This is a genomic window from Mesorhizobium sp. WSM4844 (assembly GCF_055811775.1).
In genome coordinates this window covers 54333-70616 of sequence record NZ_JBVVQB010000026.1, presented here as the reverse complement: position 1 = coordinate 70616, position 16284 = coordinate 54333, and the positions used below count along the sequence as shown (strand labels likewise).

General features: G+C 63.5%; 14 protein-coding genes. 12 read left to right on the top strand and 2 right to left on the bottom strand.

Annotated elements, in window-relative coordinates; translation table 11 throughout:
- The 7 genes from AC0L2A_RS20545 to AC0L2A_RS20515 are packed head-to-tail and all read left to right on the top strand — an operon-like array spanning position 1 to position 8332.
- Complete coding sequence (locus tag AC0L2A_RS20545; RefSeq protein ID WP_473610359.1) at positions 1–861, top strand: alpha/beta hydrolase family protein; 861 nt, start codon at positions 1–3, stop codon at positions 859–861.
- A complete protein-coding gene (gene ggt / locus AC0L2A_RS20540; RefSeq protein ID WP_023800417.1) occupies positions 858–2468 on the top strand; it encodes a gamma-glutamyltransferase in 1611 nt (536 codons plus the stop codon). The genes AC0L2A_RS20545 and ggt overlap by 4 nt, the downstream gene beginning before the upstream one ends.
- A gap of 58 nt (positions 2469–2526) precedes the next feature.
- On the top strand, positions 2527–3504 hold the full coding sequence (locus AC0L2A_RS20535) for an ABC transporter permease (RefSeq protein WP_091597385.1): 978 nt from the start codon (positions 2527–2529) through the stop codon (positions 3502–3504).
- 1 nt (position 3505) lies between these two features.
- Positions 3506–4429: an ABC transporter permease gene (locus AC0L2A_RS20530; RefSeq protein ID WP_413468470.1), complete on the top strand. Its 924-nt coding sequence runs from the start codon at positions 3506–3508 to the stop codon at positions 4427–4429.
- On the top strand, positions 4426–5388 hold the full coding sequence (locus AC0L2A_RS20525) for an ABC transporter ATP-binding protein (protein ID WP_091597382.1): 963 nt from the start codon (positions 4426–4428) through the stop codon (positions 5386–5388). The genes AC0L2A_RS20530 and AC0L2A_RS20525 overlap by 4 nt, the downstream gene beginning before the upstream one ends.
- 56 nt (positions 5389–5444) lie before the next feature.
- Positions 5445–6449, top strand: a complete 1005-nt coding sequence (locus AC0L2A_RS20520; RefSeq protein WP_473610379.1) for an ABC transporter ATP-binding protein — start codon at positions 5445–5447, stop codon at positions 6447–6449.
- A gap of 11 nt (positions 6450–6460) precedes the next feature.
- On the top strand, positions 6461–8332 hold the full coding sequence (locus tag AC0L2A_RS20515; RefSeq protein ID WP_473610357.1) for a CocE/NonD family hydrolase: 1872 nt from the start codon (positions 6461–6463) through the stop codon (positions 8330–8332).
- 68 nt (positions 8333–8400) lie between these two features.
- Here AC0L2A_RS20515 and AC0L2A_RS20510 read toward each other — a convergent pair whose 3' ends face one another.
- Both AC0L2A_RS20510 and AC0L2A_RS20505 read right to left on the bottom strand, forming a co-directional pair.
- On the bottom strand, positions 8401–9300 hold the full coding sequence (locus tag AC0L2A_RS20510; protein ID WP_023800432.1) for a proline iminopeptidase-family hydrolase: 900 nt from the start codon (positions 9298–9300) through the stop codon (positions 8401–8403).
- Between the two features lie 153 nt (positions 9301–9453).
- The gene (locus AC0L2A_RS20505) at positions 9454–10179 is read right to left on the bottom strand and encodes a LuxR family transcriptional regulator (protein WP_287171679.1); all 726 of its coding nucleotides are present in this window, start codon (positions 10177–10179) and stop codon (positions 9454–9456) included.
- A 299-nt stretch (positions 10180–10478) separates the two neighbouring features.
- Between AC0L2A_RS20505 and AC0L2A_RS20500 the strand changes: the two genes are divergently transcribed.
- The 5 genes from AC0L2A_RS20500 (at position 10479) to AC0L2A_RS20480 (ending at position 16277) form a co-directional block, all read left to right on the top strand.
- Positions 10479–12152, top strand: a complete 1674-nt coding sequence (locus AC0L2A_RS20500) for an ABC transporter substrate-binding protein (protein WP_473610356.1) — start codon at positions 10479–10481, stop codon at positions 12150–12152.
- Between the two features lie 121 nt (positions 12153–12273).
- Positions 12274–13302, top strand: a complete 1029-nt coding sequence (locus AC0L2A_RS20495; RefSeq protein WP_128245430.1) for an ABC transporter permease — start codon at positions 12274–12276, stop codon at positions 13300–13302.
- 11 nt (positions 13303–13313) lie between these two features.
- Entirely contained in the window at positions 13314–14276 is a 963-nt protein-coding gene (locus tag AC0L2A_RS20490; RefSeq protein ID WP_473610354.1) for an ABC transporter permease, read from the top strand.
- Positions 14266–15288, top strand: coding sequence for an ABC transporter ATP-binding protein (locus AC0L2A_RS20485; protein WP_473610353.1), 1023 nt, complete (start codon positions 14266–14268; stop codon positions 15286–15288). Before AC0L2A_RS20490 ends, AC0L2A_RS20485 begins: the two co-directional genes overlap by 11 nt.
- Positions 15285–16277, top strand: coding sequence for an ABC transporter ATP-binding protein (locus AC0L2A_RS20480; protein WP_473610352.1), 993 nt, complete (start codon positions 15285–15287; stop codon positions 16275–16277). Before AC0L2A_RS20485 ends, AC0L2A_RS20480 begins: the two co-directional genes overlap by 4 nt.
- Positions 16278–16284 lie beyond the last annotated feature (7 nt).

Sequence of the window (16284 nt, the reverse complement as noted above, 5' to 3'; positions counted from 1 at the left end):
TTGACGAGCATCGCCACGGGATCTGTTGCGGATCGCGGTCGCGCTACATACGATCTTGGCGCGACCGCCATCTTTGCTTCCAAATCGGACCCACGCTTCCACTATTGCCTGTATGTACCGCCCGCGGTTGGGGAAGGCGCCCAAGTCGACCTGCTGGTGGCCGTCCATGGTACCGGCCGCACCTCGTTCCTGGGTTTCCGTGATGCGTTCGCCGAGTTCGGACGCTGGAACGACTGCGCCATTTTGTGCCCGGTGTTTCCAATGGGCGTTCTCGGCGACGATGCCCGCAGCGGATACAAATACATGATCGAGGGCGACATCCGCTACGATCAGGTGCTGCTCGCGATAGTCGAGGAAGTCGTCGCGAAATACCGTCAGGACTGGACCCGCTTCGCTATGTTCGGATTTTCCGGCGGCGGGCATTTCGCCCATCGCTTCGCCATCCTTCATCCCGACAGGCTATGGGCGGCGTCGATCGGCGCACCGGGATCGGTGACCCTGCTCGATCCCACGCGCGACTGGTGGGTGGGCATTCGCGACCTGCCGGAGAAGTTCGGCATCACCTTCGACGCCGCCGCGCTGGCAGAAGTGCCTGTCCAGATGATCGTCGGCGATGCCGACCTGGAGACCTGGGAAATCACGCACGCCCAAGGCAGCACCCATTGGATGCCGGGCGCCAACGATGCAGGACAAACGAGGCCGGAGCGCCTCAGGACGTTGTGTCGATCGTTCGAGGAAGCGGGTGTGCGCGTACGCTTTGATTTGCTGCCCGGGGTAGCCCACGAACGCGACGCGGTTCTCGATCCGGTCAAGGATTTCCTGGCCCAGGCGCTCAAGGAACGACGGAACGCATCAAGATGAATGCAATGATCGTTGCGCCGCAGCCGGAGGCGGTCGAGGCGGGCGCTCTGGTGCTCAAACGCGGCGGCAACGCCGTCGATGCGGCGATCGCCTGCGCTTTCATGCAAGGCGTCGTCGACCCTCAAATGGCCGGCATCGGGGGCTTTGGCTCGATGCAGGTCTATATGCCGCGACGCGGCGTGCACGAGGTGCTAGAATTCTACGCCAGGGCGCCGCTCAAAGCGTCGCCTGAAATGTGGAGCGACCTTCTGGTCGGCCAGTCGCGCGACGGCTTCGCCTTTCTGCTGGAAGGCGGCATCAGCGAGATCGGCTATCTCGCCGTCTGCACGCCGGGCAGTGTTAAGGGCTATGCCGAGGCGCTGGCGAGATACGGCACTTTTGAGTGGGCCGACGTCGTCGCACCCGCCGCCAAGCAGGCGAGGCGCGGCTTTATGGTCCGCCCGCATGTCCATTGGTACTGGGCCCAGGACGGCGTAGATACCGGCGAAGTGCGGACCCTTGACAAGCTGCGCTTCAGCAACACGGGGCGCGCCATCTATTTTCGCCCGGACGGCGCGGTCAAGCTGCCAGGCGACGTCGTCGTCAACACCGACCTCGCCCAAACGCTCGAGCGCATCGCGGCCGCCGGTCCGGACATTTTCTACAAGGGCGAGATCGCCGAAGAAATCGCCGCCGACATGGCCGCCAACGGCGGCCTTATCGGGAAGGATGATCTGGCGCGCTATGAACTATCCACCGCGCAACCGCTCTGGGGCGAGTATCGTGGCTACGATATTGCGACCAGCCCGCCGCCCGCCAGCGGCATATCCATGCTGCAATTGCTCCACATCCTCGAGCATTTTGATGTCGGAGCCATGGAGCATGACGGTGCCGAGCACATCGTCCTGCTGGCGGAGGCGATGAAGCGCATGACCATCGACAAGGACCGCCATCTCGGCGATCCTGCCTATGTCGACGTGCCGGTCGCGCGGCTGCTGTCCCGCGACTATTGCAGCGGGCTCGCCGCCGAGATCAAGGCCGGGCTGCGCGCCAGGATCGAGCGCGTCGATGACCGGTCGCCGCGCGACACGACCCATATTTCGGTGGTCGACCGTGAGGGCAATGCCGTCGCCTTGACCCACACGCTGGGCAGTCCCTCGGGGGCGATCACCGATGGCCTGGGATTCATGTACAACGGAACGATGAGCCGCTTCGACCCAAGGCCGGGCCGGGCCGGATCGCTGGCTCCCGGCAAGCGGCGGGCCAGCTCTGCGGCGCCCACAATCGTATTCAAGGACGACCGGCCGGTGATCGTCATGGGAGCGCCCGGCGGCAGCTATATCGCGCCGTCCATGGCGCAGGGGCTGATGAATCTCATTGATTTCGATATGAGCATGTCGGAAGCGGTGGCCGCCCCGAGGATCGTGGCGGTGTCGAACACAATCGACGTCTCGAATCGCATTCCGCGCTATGTCACTGAAGAAATCGAGGGCCGGGGCTACGAGGTGAAGCGCTCCTGGCAAAGTTACGCTTTTGCCGCCCTCCACGGCATCCAGATCGAAGACGGAATTTGCCGCGGCGGCGCCGATCCGCAGCGCGACGGCATGGCGATGGCGGTGCCGGCGTGATGTGCCGCGCACAGACGACCGGCGACCCTTTCCGGCAATCAGGCTGCGGAGCGATGCCATGACCGCAGCCGTCGCGCGCCGGCTGCTCCAGGCCGTGATGGTCATGTTCGCAATGACGGTTATCGTCTTCATCGCGATCAACGTCATCGGCGACCCCGTCGACATTTTGATCTCGCCCGACGCCGATCAGATCGAGCGCGCGCGCGTCGTCCAGGCACTCGGGCTCGACCTGCCGCTTTGGCAGCAGTACCTCCGCTTCCTCTGGGCAGCGCTGCATGGTGACCTTGGCGAGAGCTACGTCTACAACGAGCCGGCGATCAGGGTGATCCTGCAGCGACTGCCGGCAACACTCGAACTGGCCGTCTCTGCCATCCTCATTGCCATCGTCGTCGGCGTGCCGCTCGGGCTTTATGCCGGACTGCGGCCGGATGGCATCTTGAGCCGCGTCATCATGACCGTCAGCATCCTCGGCTTCTCGTTGCCGACCTTCTGGGTCGGGCTGGTGCTGATCATGTTTTTCGGCGTGCAGCTCGGCTGGTTGCCGAGCGGCGGGCGCGGCCAGACCGCCGAACTGTTCGGTGTCCAATGGGCGTTCCTGACCAAAGACGGCCTTGCCCACCTGATCCTGCCGGCGGTGAACCTCGCCTTGTTTGACGCCTGCCTCATTCTGCGCCTGACGCGCGCCGGCGTCGCCGAAGTCCTGCCGCTCGATTTCGTCAAGTTCGCGCGGGCCAAGGGCCTCAGGGAAACGCGCGTGATCGGCGTCCACGTCTCGAAGAACATCATGATCCCGGTGGTGACCATCATCGGCCTGGAATTCGGCTCTATCGTCGCCTTCTCGGTCGTCACCGAAAGCGTGTTCAGCTGGCCTGGCATGGGCAAGTTGATCATCGACAGCATCAACGTGCTCGACCGTCCGATCATCACCGCATACCTGATGGCGATCGTCGCCTTCTTCGTCATCATCAATCTCGTCGTCGACCTGACCTATACGGCACTCGACCCGCGGGTGCGGCTCCAGGGCGAGGGACCGTGACATGAGCGTCGACACCTTGCCGCCACCGATGCCTACCGAGGCCGAGAAGGGTGAAGAGGCGCCGTTTCGAGTGCTCGTGCGGGCATTCTTCCGCTCGCCTGCCGCCATTGCCGGCTTCGTGCTGCTGACCGCGATCATCGGGCTGGCGCTGCTCGCGCCACTTATAGCGCCGCAAAATCCCTACGACCTCAACCAGCTCGACATCATGGACAGCCGCCTGCCGCCCGGCTCGCAATCGATGACGGGCATGATTTTCTGGCTCGGCACCGACGACCAGGGCCGTGACATGCTTTCCGGCATCATCTACGGTCTGCGCATATCGCTCGGCGTCGGCGTCAGCTCGGCACTTTTCGCCGCGCTGTTCGGCGCTTCTTTAGGCCTGCTCGCCGCCTATGTCGGCGGTCGGACCGAGACGGCGATCATGCGCATCGTCGATCTGCAACTCTCCTTCCCCTCCATTCTCGTTGCACTGATGATCCTTGCCTTTCTCGGCAAGGGAATCCTCAACGTCGTACTCGCGCTGGTGATCGTCGAATGGGCGACTTATGCACGTGCCGCGCGCGGCACGGCGCTGGTGGAGCGGCGCAAGGAATACATGGAGGCGGCAGAGTCGCTCGCCATTCCGCGATGGCGCATTCTGTTCGTCCATCTTCTGCCCAACTGCCTGCCGCCGCTGATCGTGATCGCAACGGTGCAGGTGGCGCGCGCCATTTCGCTGGAGGCGACCTTGTCCTTTCTTGGCCTCGGTGTGCCGATCACCGAGCCCAGTCTCGGCCTGCTGGTCGCCAACGGCTATCAGTACATGCTCTCCGGCATGACGTGGATCAGTTTCTATCCCGGCGTGGCGCTGCTGATTACCGTGGTTGCGATCAATCTCGTCGGTGATCGGCTCCGCGACGTGCTCAACCCGCGGGGGCGCGAATGAACGCGACCGTGCTCGAAGTCCGCGATCTCAGGACCCATTTCGGACAAGCAAAAGCCGTTGACGGCGTCTCGTTCAGCGTCGCGCGAGGCGAGGTTCTGGGTCTCGTCGGTGAAAGCGGGTCCGGCAAATCGGTCACCGGCTTTTCCATCATCGGCCTTGTCGATCCGCCAGGCACGATCGTCGGCGGCCAGATCGTCTTCGACGGCCGCGACATCACCCGCTCCAGCCGCGAGGAGATGCGAGCGCTGCGCGGGCGCCGCATGGCGATGATCTTCCAGGATCCGATGATGACGCTGAACCCGGTCCTGCGCATCGACACGCAGATGATCGAGGCGGTGCAGGCGCATGAAAACGTCTCGCGCATGGACGCCAGGGCGCGGGCGCGCGACGCGCTCGGCATGGTCGGGATCCCGAGTCCGGATGAGCGGCTGCAGGCCTATCCGCATCAGTTTTCCGGCGGCATGCGCCAGCGCGTCGTTATCGCTATTGCGCTGCTGCACCGGCCGGACTTCATCATCGCCGACGAGCCGACCACCGCGCTCGATGTGACGATCCAGGCACAGATTCTCGCCGAGATGCAAAAGCTCGTGGCGCAGAACAACACGTCGCTGATCTGGATCACGCATGATCTCGCCGTCGTCTCGCGGCTCGCTGACCGGATCGCCGTGATGTATGCGGGCCGCATCGTCGAATCCGGCCCGGTGTCGGACGTTCTCGCCCGTCCGTTGCACCCTTATACCGCCGGTCTGATCGACTCCGTTCCCAGCCGCAACCGGCGTGGCGAGCGGCTTCGGCAGATCCCGGGAATGGCGCCCAGTGTTGCGCGGCTGCCGGCCGGATGCGCTTTCGCCCCGCGCTGCGCGCGCGCCGACGCGGCGTGTGCCCAGGCGGTGCCTCTGCTCACTGCTGGCCCGCGCGAGCACCGCTGCGTTCATCCCTTGCCGGAGTTCCGCGTATGATCCCCTCCACTCCGGTTGCGGCAGATATTCAAAGCTCCTCAGCGGGTTCTAGCGGGATGGCGCCGCTGATCGAGCTGAACGAGATTTCTCACAGCTTCGGCACGCGGCCGGATCTCGCGGCCCGTTTGGCGATCTCGTTCAAACTCGCCAAACCGACGGCAAGCGTGCAGGCGATCGACGGTGTCAGCCTCGCCGTTCGCAGGGGCGAGGTTCTGGGCCTCGTTGGCGAGTCGGGATGCGGCAAGTCCACACTGGGCCGGATCGTCGCCGGCATCGTGGCGCCCAGCAAGGGATCGGTGTCATGGCGCGGCAAGGACTTGAAGGCGCTTCCGCCGCTCGAACGGCGTGAGGCCAAGCTGCGCGTGCAGATGATATTCCAGAATCCCTACGCCTCGCTCAATCCGCGCCGCAAAGCGGCCGATATCGTCAGCGAGGCGCCGCGCGTACACGGGCTGGTTGAGGGCGATCTCGGTACCTTTGTCGATCAACAGTTCCGGCGTGCCGGTCTCGATCCGGCGCTAAAACACCGCTTTCCGCATCAGTTCAGCGGCGGCCAGCGCCAGCGGATCGGCATTGCGCGCGCGCTCGCCGTGCAGCCGGAATTTCTCGTCTGCGATGAGGCCGTTGCCGCTTTGGACGTCTCGATCCAGGCGCAAATCCTCAATCTCTTCATGGACCTGCGCGAGAGGCTGAACCTCACTTACTTGTTCATCAGCCACGATCTCGGAGTGGTCGAGCACATCTCCGATCGGGTGGCGATCATGTATCTCGGCCGCATTGTCGAAGAGGCTCCGGCCGAGGAGATCTTTGCACGGGCCAACCATCCCTACACGCAGGCGCTTCTCGCCGAGGTGCCGCGGATCGAAACCACCAAACGCGGCTTTGCCGCGATCAAGGGTGAATTGCCGAGCCCGCTCTCGCCGCCGAGCGGATGTCATTTCCACCCGCGCTGCCCGCACGCGATGCCTCGTTGCCGCACCGAAGCGCCCCGACTGAAGGTGGTTGCTGCCGGACACAAGAGCGCATGCCACCTCAATGACGCCGCCGCCCGAACGCCTTGAAATTTTTTGAGATGACCGACCTCCAGGCGTTCCAGTCCGTGACCGACGACATGGTCCTCTGCCGCGATATCATGGTGACGATGCGCGATGGGGTAAGACTGGCGACCGACATCTACCGACCGGCAAGGGGAGGCCGCGCGCTGGACCGGCCAGCTCCCGTCATCGTTGAGCGGACGCCTTATGGCAAGGCGATGGCATCGCGCGCCGAACTCGAGGTCAGCATGACCGAACCGATGGATCGCGCGACGGTCGCCGAGCATTTCGTGCGCCATGGCTACATCGTCGTCTACCAGGACTGCCGCGGCCGCTACGGCTCGGAAGGCGAGTTCGTCAAATATCGCTCCGAAGGTCCGGACGGCTACGACACGCTTGCATGGATCGCAGCCCAGCCCTGGTGCAATGGCCGGATCGGCACCATGGGCCTTTCCTATGCTGCGCATACCCAAATGGCGGCGGCGTGCCTTGCGCCGCCGGCTCTTGCAACCATGATCCTCGATTCCGGCGGATTCTCTAACGCCTTCACCTGCGGCATCCGCCAATGCGGCGCGTTCGAGCTGAAACAGGCGACCTGGGCCTACCGGGAAGCCCGCGAGAGCGCCGTCGCCGCCGGCGACGAGTTGGTCCGAAAGGCGCTCGAAGCGGAAAACCTGCATCGCTGGTTCGGCAAAATGCCCTGGTCCGAGGGCCGTTCCCCGCTCCGCTGGGCTCCGGACTACGAGGCTTACCTGCTGGAGCAGTGGCGGCACGAGACCTTCGACGGCTTCTGGAAGCAGGTCGGCATTCATGCAGCGGGCTTCTACGACGCCATTCCCCACATTCCGATCGCCCTGATCTCGAGCTGGTTCGACGTCTATGTCCCGACGACGTTCGAGAATTTCGCCGGCCTTGCACGCAATGGCAAACGGCCGCTCGCCTTGATCATGGGTCCGGGTCTGCACGGCGATCGCAATCTGACCTTTGCCGGCGACGTCGATTTCGGACCGAACGCTCCGCTCGGCGGCAATGTGGCGGCGAGCTGGCTGGAGTTTCGTCGCCGCTGGTTCGATCGCTGGCTGAGGAGCGGGCCGGAGGACAATCTCGACGAGGAGCCGATCCGCCTTTTTGTCATGGGCGGGGGAAAGGGCACGAAAACTGAAACGGGCCGTCTCGATCACGGCGGGCGCTGGATCAAAGCCAAGCGGTGGCCGCTGCCGGACATGACCGAGCAAACCTACTACCTGCACCCCAACGGAAGGCTTTCGGAGGCCTTTCCCGCGCCCGACGCCGCCGCGCTAAGCTATGATTTCGATCCCGCCGACCCGGTCCCGACCATTGGCGGCGCGCTGACCAGCGGTCACCCGATCTTCACAGGGGGCGGCTTCGACCAGAGAGAGGACGAGAGGTTCTTCGGCTGCCGCAATTTCGGACTGCCGCTTTCCGCCCGTCTCGATGTCCTCTCCTTCGAGACCGAGCCGCTTGCCGACGATTTGACCGTGCTCGGAAGTGTGGCGGTGGATCTCTGGGCGACGACCGATGCGCCAGACACCGACTTCACCGCGAAACTGATCGACGTCCATCCACCGAGCGCCGACTATCCGACGGGCTTTGCCTTGAACCTGTCAGACGGGATTTTCCGCTGTCGTTTCCGGCATTCATTCGAAAGAGCCGAGCTCGTGAAACCTGGCGAGATCATGCGGCTTCACATCGAGCTGTTTGCGACCGCCAATCTGTTCCGTGCCGGCCATCGGCTGCGGCTGGACATCTCTTCGAGCAATTTTCCGAAGTTCGACGTCAATCCGAACACCGGTGCGCCGGCGGGGCTCGGCCGTAGCCGGCAAGTGGCGCGCAACACGGTTTTCCTCGATGCAACGCGGCCATCGCGGCTGATCGTGGAGAGATTATGAGCAAATCGGGCGGGCTCTAAGCCCAGCACAATCAGCTTGCGCAAAGACAGGCTGCTGTGGGGCAGGCCTCAATCGTATTTGGCCACAAAGCGTCCAACGGCGGCGAGGCAATCGTCCTTCTCCTCGACATGCGGCATGTGGCTGGAATTTGGGAAGACCATGCCTTCGACGTCGGGAATATGATCGAGAAAGGGCTGGACGCAGGCTTCGGTCGCTTCGTCGTAAAATCCGCGGAACGCCAGCGTCGGCGCCTCGATCAGATGCAGGCGCTCGACGATGGTCCAGTTCCGCATCGTGCCGATGACGTGGAATTCATTGGGTCCGTTCATGGTGTGATAAACCGTCGGATCCGCGTCGATTGCCGCGAATGTCCGGGCGACCTCCCGCGGCGTTGGAAGGACACGGCAGACGTGGCGGTCATAGAAGGCTTTGGTTGCCGCAACATAATCCGGGTGATCGGTGGTCCCGGCTGCCTCGTGCCGGTCAAGCGCGAGTTGCACATCGGCCGGCAGCCCGGCCCGCAATTGCAGCGCGCCTTCCATCCATAGCGCCATTGAGGCCAGCGAATTGGCCAGGATCAACGCCTTGAGCCCGGCAGGGCGTCGCACGGCATGTTCGGCCGAAAGTATGCCGCCCCAGGACTGGCCGAGCAGGGCGTAACGCTCGGCAATGCCAATGTGAGCGAGCAGCGCATCGAGTTCGCCCAAAAAGAAATCGACGGTCCAGAAGTCGCCGCCCTTGTCGGGCAGATGGGTCGACTTGCCGTTGCCGATCTGATCGTAGTGGATGACGGCCCGCCCGGTATCGGCAAGCTCCCTGAATGAATCGACGTAGTCGTGGGTGCAGCCCGGCCCGCCGTGAGCGACGACCAATGGCAGCTTGCCCGAGTTGAGATCTCCGATCACGCGATACCAGGTGCGGTAGCCCCTGTAGTCGCTGAATCCTTCGGTGGTCGCATGTGCCGTCACAGTTCCAAGCTCCGGGTCCTGGCTGGCAGGAACCAAAGTGACGGACCCTCCCAAGCCTTGTTTGCGGCCGACGGTACTAAGCGGCCCGGCGCATTTACAGCTAGCACTATTTATAGGTTTGCCCTGGCGGGAGGAGCCCTCAGGCGGAGAGCCTCAATGCTCCGGCTCGAGCAGCCGGTAGTGGGCAGCCAGCGCGATGGCGTGGAAGCGGTTGCGCGCGCCAAGCTTGCGTGTCGCCGCGTTGAGATGCAGCGTTGCTGTCGGCACCGCGCGGCCAATCTCGCGCGCGACCTGCTTGGCCGTCAGTCCGGCGGCGGCGAGGCGCAGGCACTGGCGCTCGCGCGACGTCAGGTGGACGTATGGGCAGGTGCGGATGCCGGCATCGAAACCGGCGTAGACGGAGTCGTGCAAGAGATGGCCCAGATCGCCGATTTCGGCGATTAACTGCCTTGCTTCGGCCTCGAACCCTGGCTCTGGGTCGGCGCGGATCGCGGTGAAGGTGGCCAGATCCCCACCGGCAAGACGGATGGGCACGGTGACGCCGCAGGTCATCCTGGTATCGAGCAGATAGCTGATCACCGGATCATGCCTGGACCGAAGCACATGCTGCATGACGGTGCTCTGAACGCCCTTGTGCGACCAGAGGAACGGCCTCGATACGGCGAGCGCGGCTTCCTGCACCGGGTCAAGCTGATAATAGCCGCCTTTGCACCAGAGATCCTGCATGTCGCGCGGCACGTTGTGCAGAGCCATCAGCGACGGGGTGATCAGGTCGCCCTCATGGCTGACCGGCACGGGCGTATAGTCATAGATGAATGAGGTGAAACCGACGGGCTCCAGCACATCGGTCGCCACCGCCATGGCGGCGTCGATGCTCATTCCCGTTCGGAACCGGCTCTCTAGATCGCCTGAAAAGCCCTGCATGCGACAAGCTTACCCGCTGGCCATTGCTTGTCAAATAGCCATGTCACCCGCGTGCCCAATAAATAGGCTTAAGGCTGGCCTCTCCGACCTATCTATCTTAATAGCTATCCTGCTCGGCTTCGCTGGTCGTAGTCTTTTGCGATTGGGCGAAGGTGCGGAGACCACCCGCGACCCAGATCATTTCCAGCCACGCCGCGGTCGTCGATTGCGTATAGCGTGGCCAGTCGACACGCTTTCCACGAGGAAACACAGCCATGCGACCCCAAAAGGCACTTGCAGCGTTGATACCCGGCCTGGCTCTGCTCGGCATGACGATCGTGTCGCCGCCGAGCAGTGCCTTGGCCGCGGAAGGCAAGCTTGGCGGCACGCTCCGCTTGCTGGCCAACGCCGCTGCCGGCACCGCCGATCCGCATATCAATTACACGCTGCAGTTTTTCCAGATGAACTATATTCTCTACGATGGTCTGGTGACCTACAAAAAGGCCGGGGACAAGACCGGCTTCGAGGTGGTCGCGGACCTTGCCGAAACCCTGCCGAAGGTCGAAAACGGCGGCAAGACCTACGTCTTCAAGCTGCGCAAAGGCATCAAGTTCGCCGACGGCTCGGACGTCACCAGCAAGGATGTGGTGGCTTCGTTCCAGCGCATCTTCAAGATCAGCGGGCCGACGGCCGGGACCTTCTACAACGGCATCGTCGGCGCCGATGCGTGTTTGAAAACCCCGGCGACATGCACCCTCGATGGCGGCCTGTCGGTTGACGACGCAGCCGGAACGATCACCTTCAACCTGGTCCAGCCGGATGCCGAGTTCCTGCAGAAGATCGCCATTCCGCACGCGGCGATCCTGCCGGCGGGCGCGCCGCTCAAGGATGCCGGCACTGATCCGATCCCGGGCACTGGGCCCTACATGATCGCGAGCTATGATCCGAACAAGCTGATGAAAATGGTGCGCAATCCTCACTTCAAGGAATGGAGCAAGGAAGCCCAGCCGGCAGGGTATCCCGACGAGATCGAGTATGAATTCGGCCTCACCGACGAAGCGGCGGTGACGGCGGTCGAGAACGGGCAGGCGGACTGGATGTTCGATCCGCCGCCGGCGGACCGTCTTGGCGAACTCGGCACCAAATATGCCAAGCAGGTCACGGTGCATCCGCTGATGGCGATGTGGTATGCGCCGATGAACAACAATCTGGCGCCGTTCAACGACATCCGTGTTCGCCAGGCGGTGAACTTCGCCATCGACCGCGCCGCGATCATCAAGCTCTTTGGCGGCAGCAATCTGGCACAGCCGGCTTGCCAGATCCTGCCGCCGGGCTTCCCGTCATTCGCGCCTTATTGCCCATTCACCGCCAATCCGGGCGAAAAGTGGTCGGCGCCGGATATGGACAAGGCCAAACAACTGGTTGCTGAATCGGGAACTGCTGGTCAGGAGGTGACGATCATCACCGAGGACAGCAGCGTCTCGAAGTCGATCGGGGTCTATCTGCAGGACGTGCTCAACCAACTCGGCTACAAGACATCGGTCAAGCCGATCTCGCAGAACATCCAGTTCACCTACATCCAGAACACCAACAACAAGGTGCAGATCTCGGTCTCGCAATGGTTCCAGGATTACCCGGCGCCATCCAATTTTCTGGAAGTGCTGTTCAGCTGTGCCTCATTCACGCCGGGCTCGGACGCCTCGGTCAATATTTCCGGGTTCTGCGACAAATCGATCGACGCGTCGATGGCCGAAGCAGAGACAGCCACCATCGCCGACCCAGCCAAGGGCGCAACACTCTGGACGGCCATCGACAAGGCGGTGACGGACAAGGCCCCGGTCGCTGTTTTGTTCACACCCAAGCGGGTCGATGTCGTCTCTTCCAGGCTGAAGAACTTCACCTTCAGCCCGCAATTCTACTGGATCGTCAGCCAGTCCTGGGTCGAATGATCCCCTCGAGCCAATGCGACGGAGTGCCACCGGCGCTCCGTCGCATTTCCTTTTCCGCCGGATCAGCGCATCTTCCAGGTCGAGATTTTTGCCAGGTAATCCCGTTTATGGTCCCCCGTTCATGGTCAATGTCATTGCGGACCAGCCTGCCGCCCCGGTCCGCCAGGCCGCCGCTGGTCCATGGCGCACGGCATGGCGCAAGCTTAAAGCCGATCGTTCGGCAATAGCGGCGTTCGGTGTGCTCGTCGTCATCGTGATCGCTTCGCTGGCGGCGCCGCTTTATGCGCAATATGTCGCCCACACCGATCCGTTCGTCACCAATCTCAACGGCGAACTCGTCATCGATGGGGTGACCCAGCCGGTACTGCAGGCTTCCACCGAAGGCCTTGGCCTCGGCATGACGCCGATTGGGCCGACCTGGCGGATCGGGCCGTATCTGCTCGGCGCCGACAATCAGGGCCGTGACGTCGCGGCGCGACTGCTTTATGGCGGGCGGGATTCGCTGCTGATCTCGGGCGCTGCAGCTGTGCTGTGCCTCGTCCTGGCGACCTTTCTGGGAGTTGTTTCCGGGTTCTTCGGCGGCATTGTCGATGTCGGCCTGTCGCGCATTCTCGACGTGCTCTGGGCGTTCCCGGTTTTCCTGCTGGCGATTTCCCTGTCGATCGTGCTGATCGCGCAGAGCATCCAGATCGGTCCGTTCGAAATCCGCTCCGGCAGCCTGTGGCTGCCGATCTTCATCATCGGCATCGTCTATGTGCCCTATGTGGCACGGCCGATCCGTGGCCATGTCCTGACCTTGATGCAGGCCGAATTCGTCACCGCGGCGATCGGGCTTGGCGCGTCGCCCTGGCGCATCCTGCTGCGCGACATCATGCCAAATGTGGTGACGCGCATCATCGTTTTCGTGCCGTTGATCCTGGCACTCAACATGATGACCGAATCCTCGCTGTCGTTTCTGTCGATCGGCGTGCAACCGCCGGACGCCAGTTGGGGCACGATCATCCAGGACGGTCAGGGCCTGCTCTATTCCAGGCCGATCGTGGCGCTGGCGCCCGGGCTTGCCATTGTCATCACTGTGCTGGCTCTCAACATTCTCGGCGACGGCGTGCGCGATGCGCTCGATCCGAAATCCTCGCCGAGGGGCATCTAGTGCTTGCCGCCATGAGTTTTCGGCTCGGCCAGATGGTGCTGGTCATGTTCGGCATCAGCGTCGTCGCTTTCCTGATCTTCTTCGCCACGCCCGGTGCCGATCCCTCGGCGCGCATTGCCGGCCGCAACGCGTCCCAGGAGACATTGGTCCAGGTCCGCCACGATTTCGGTCTCGATCGGCCATTGCCGGTGCAATACGGGCTGATGATGAATCGGCTTTTCGTCAGCCGCGACCTCACCTCCTTCGTCAATCGCGGGCAGCGCGTGATTCCTGCGGTGACAGGCGCCATTCCGGTTACGCTGTCGCTGGTCGGCGGCGCGGCGGTGCTGTGGGTGCTCGGCGGACTGATCGTCGGGGTGATCGCCGGCGCGACGCGCGGCACATTCATCGACCGGGCGCTGATGATCCTGAGCCTGATTGGAGTGTCCGTTCCGGTCTTCTGGCTCGGCGAGGTCGCCAATCTGCTGACACAGAGCCGCTGGCATGACACCTGGCTGTTTTCCTGGGTTCCTCCGCTCGGCTACATCCCCCTGACACAGGACCCCTGGGGCTGGTTCAAGGCGCTCGTCATTCCGTGGTTCACGCTGGCGACGCTTTATGTCGGCCTTTACGGACGGGTGCTGAGGGCGAGCCTGATCGAGATGATGCAGGAGGATTTTATCCGCACCGCGCGGGCCAAGGGGATCGGCGAGCGGCGGGTTTTGCTGCATCACGGCCTCAGGACGTCACTGGTGGCATTCGTCACCATGTTCGGACTCGATTTCGGTGCCTTGGTCGGCGGCGGCGCGCTGTTGACCGAAGTGGTCTTCGGGCTGCAGGGCGTCGGAAGATTGACCTATGAGGCACTGCAGACCCTCGACCTGCCGATGATCCTTGCCACGGTGATCTACGCCTCGTTTTTCGTGGTGATGGCAAACTTCGTCGTCGATGTCGTCTTCGTCTTTATCGACCCGAGGGCTCGCGATGTCCGTTAACGCTCCCCTTCTCGTCGTCGAGGGTCTCACCGTATCCTTCCGCAGCGACGCGGGGCTGGTGCGGGCTGTGGCAGGCGTCTCGTTTGCCGTCGAGCAGCGGGAGATCGTCGGTGTCGTCGGTGAGTCCGGTTCCGGCAAAAGCCAGACCTTGCTGGCCATCATGGGGCTGATCGACAGCCCCAATGCCGTCGTCTCCGGTTCAATCCGCTTCATGGGGCAGGAGCTCGTCGGGCTCAACCGGCGTGCGCTCGATGCCATTCGCGGCCGCCAGGTCGCGATGATCTTCCAGGATCCGATGTCGGCGCTCACCCCGGTGCATACGATCGGCAACCAGATCGGCGAGCAGGTGCGTGCGCATGAGAAAGTGTCGGCGCGGGCGGCGCGGGCGAGGGCGGTGCAGTTGCTGGATGCGGTCGGCATTGCCAATCCTGATCGGGTCGTCGACGGCTATCCGCACCAGCTCTCCGGTGGCATGCGCCAGCGTGCGGTGATTGCGATGGCGCTCTCGTGCAACCCGGCGCTGCTTGTCGCGGATGAACCGACCACGGCCCTGGACGTGACCGTGCAGGCGCAGATCCTCGAACTGATCGGACGGCTGCGCGATCAGTTCGGCTCGGCGGTGATCCTGGTCACACACGATCTTGGCGTCGTCGCCCAGGTCGCGGATCGGGTCTTGGTCATGTATGGCGGACGCTTCGTCGAGGAGGGCCGCAAGAGCAGCGTGTTTCGAACGCCGCTGCATCCTTACACCTGGGGCCTGTTCGGCTCGATCCCGCCGATGGATGGTGAGCGTCCGGCACGGCTCGCCGCGATTCCGGGAGCTCCGCCTTCCCTCTCCAACCTGCCGAAAGGCTGCGCCTTCGGTCCGCGCTGTGCCTTTCGCCACGATGCCTGCCTGGTCCAGCCCCCGCTTGTCGGCGGGAACGGCCATCGTGCTGCTTGCGCATTGCCGGAAACAAGCCGCAAACAGTTTCATATCCGCGAGGTTGCCAGCATCGAGACGCCAGTATGAGCGGCGTGTTGCGGGAGCGCCCGCTGCTCCGGACCAGCGACCTGTCGAAGCATTATCACGTCGGCCGCTCGATTTTCCCGGCGCAGCGCCGGACGGTCCAGGCGGTCGACACGGTATCGCTCGACATCTGGCCCGGGGAAACGCTTGGCATCGTCGGGGAGTCAGGTTGCGGTAAATCCACCCTTGGCCGATGCCTGGTGCGTCTGACCGATATCACCTCCGGTTCTCTGGAGTTCGAGGGCCGCGACATTGCCGACGCGTCCCAGCGTCAGCTCCGTCCGTTGCGGCGACAGATGCAGATGGTCTTTCAGGATCCGAGCGCCTCGCTCAATCCACGTCGGCGGGTCGGCGATCTGCTGGCCGATCCGTTCCGCATCCATGAGCGCCTCTCGGCATCGGAAATGACGGACCGCGTCGCCGAGCTTCTGCGCCGGGTCGAATTGTCCCCCGAGCACGCGTCGCGCTATCCCCACGAATTCTCGGGCGGCCAGCGCCAGCGGATCGGCATTGCTCGCGCGCTGGCGCTCCGGCCAAGGCTGATCGTGGCCGACGAGCCGGTCTCGGCGCTCGACGTTTCGATCCAGGCCCAGATCGTCAATCTGCTGGCCGATCTGCGCGAGGAGTTCAACCTGACCTATGTATTCATCGCCCATGATCTATCCGTGGTGCGCCAGATTTCGACGCGCGTGGCCGTCATGTATCTGGGATCGGTCGTGGAGAGCGGGCCGACCGATCTGGTCTTTGCGGCGCCCAGGCACCACTACACCACGGCACTCCGTTCCGCGGTGCCGATACCCAGTATCGATAGGGCACGACGCGAGCGGCTTGTCCTGAAGGGTGACTTGCCGAGCCCGATGAACCCACCCTCCGGCTGCCGGTTTCACACCCGCTGCCCGGCTGCCACTTCCATGTGCCGCAACGAACGTCCGCTGCTGCAGAGCACGGGCGACGGTCGCCTGGTTGCTTGCCATCATCCGGGCGGCGGGTAAGGCGCGG

Coding starts and splice junctions, on each gene's coding strand:
- ggt (WP_023800417.1), top strand. CDS start 858: ATGAATGCAATGATCGTTGCGCCGCAGCCGGAGGCGGTCGAGGCGGGC.
- AC0L2A_RS20535 (WP_091597385.1), top strand. CDS start 2,527: ATGACCGCAGCCGTCGCGCGCCGGCTGCTCCAGGCCGTGATGGTCATG.
- AC0L2A_RS20530 (WP_413468470.1), top strand. CDS start 3,506: ATGAGCGTCGACACCTTGCCGCCACCGATGCCTACCGAGGCCGAGAAG.
- AC0L2A_RS20525 (WP_091597382.1), top strand. CDS start 4,426: ATGAACGCGACCGTGCTCGAAGTCCGCGATCTCAGGACCCATTTCGGA.
- AC0L2A_RS20520 (WP_473610379.1), top strand. CDS start 5,445: ATGGCGCCGCTGATCGAGCTGAACGAGATTTCTCACAGCTTCGGCACG.
- AC0L2A_RS20515 (WP_473610357.1), top strand. CDS start 6,461: ATGACCGACCTCCAGGCGTTCCAGTCCGTGACCGACGACATGGTCCTC.
- AC0L2A_RS20505 (WP_287171679.1), bottom strand. CDS start 10,179: ATGAGCATCGACGCCGCCATGGCGGTGGCGACCGATGTGCTGGAGCCC.
- AC0L2A_RS20500 (WP_473610356.1), top strand. CDS start 10,479: ATGCGACCCCAAAAGGCACTTGCAGCGTTGATACCCGGCCTGGCTCTG.
- AC0L2A_RS20495 (WP_128245430.1), top strand. CDS start 12,274: ATGGTCAATGTCATTGCGGACCAGCCTGCCGCCCCGGTCCGCCAGGCC.
- AC0L2A_RS20490 (WP_473610354.1), top strand. CDS start 13,314: ATGAGTTTTCGGCTCGGCCAGATGGTGCTGGTCATGTTCGGCATCAGC.
- AC0L2A_RS20485 (WP_473610353.1), top strand. CDS start 14,266: ATGTCCGTTAACGCTCCCCTTCTCGTCGTCGAGGGTCTCACCGTATCC.
- AC0L2A_RS20480 (WP_473610352.1), top strand. CDS start 15,285: ATGAGCGGCGTGTTGCGGGAGCGCCCGCTGCTCCGGACCAGCGACCTG.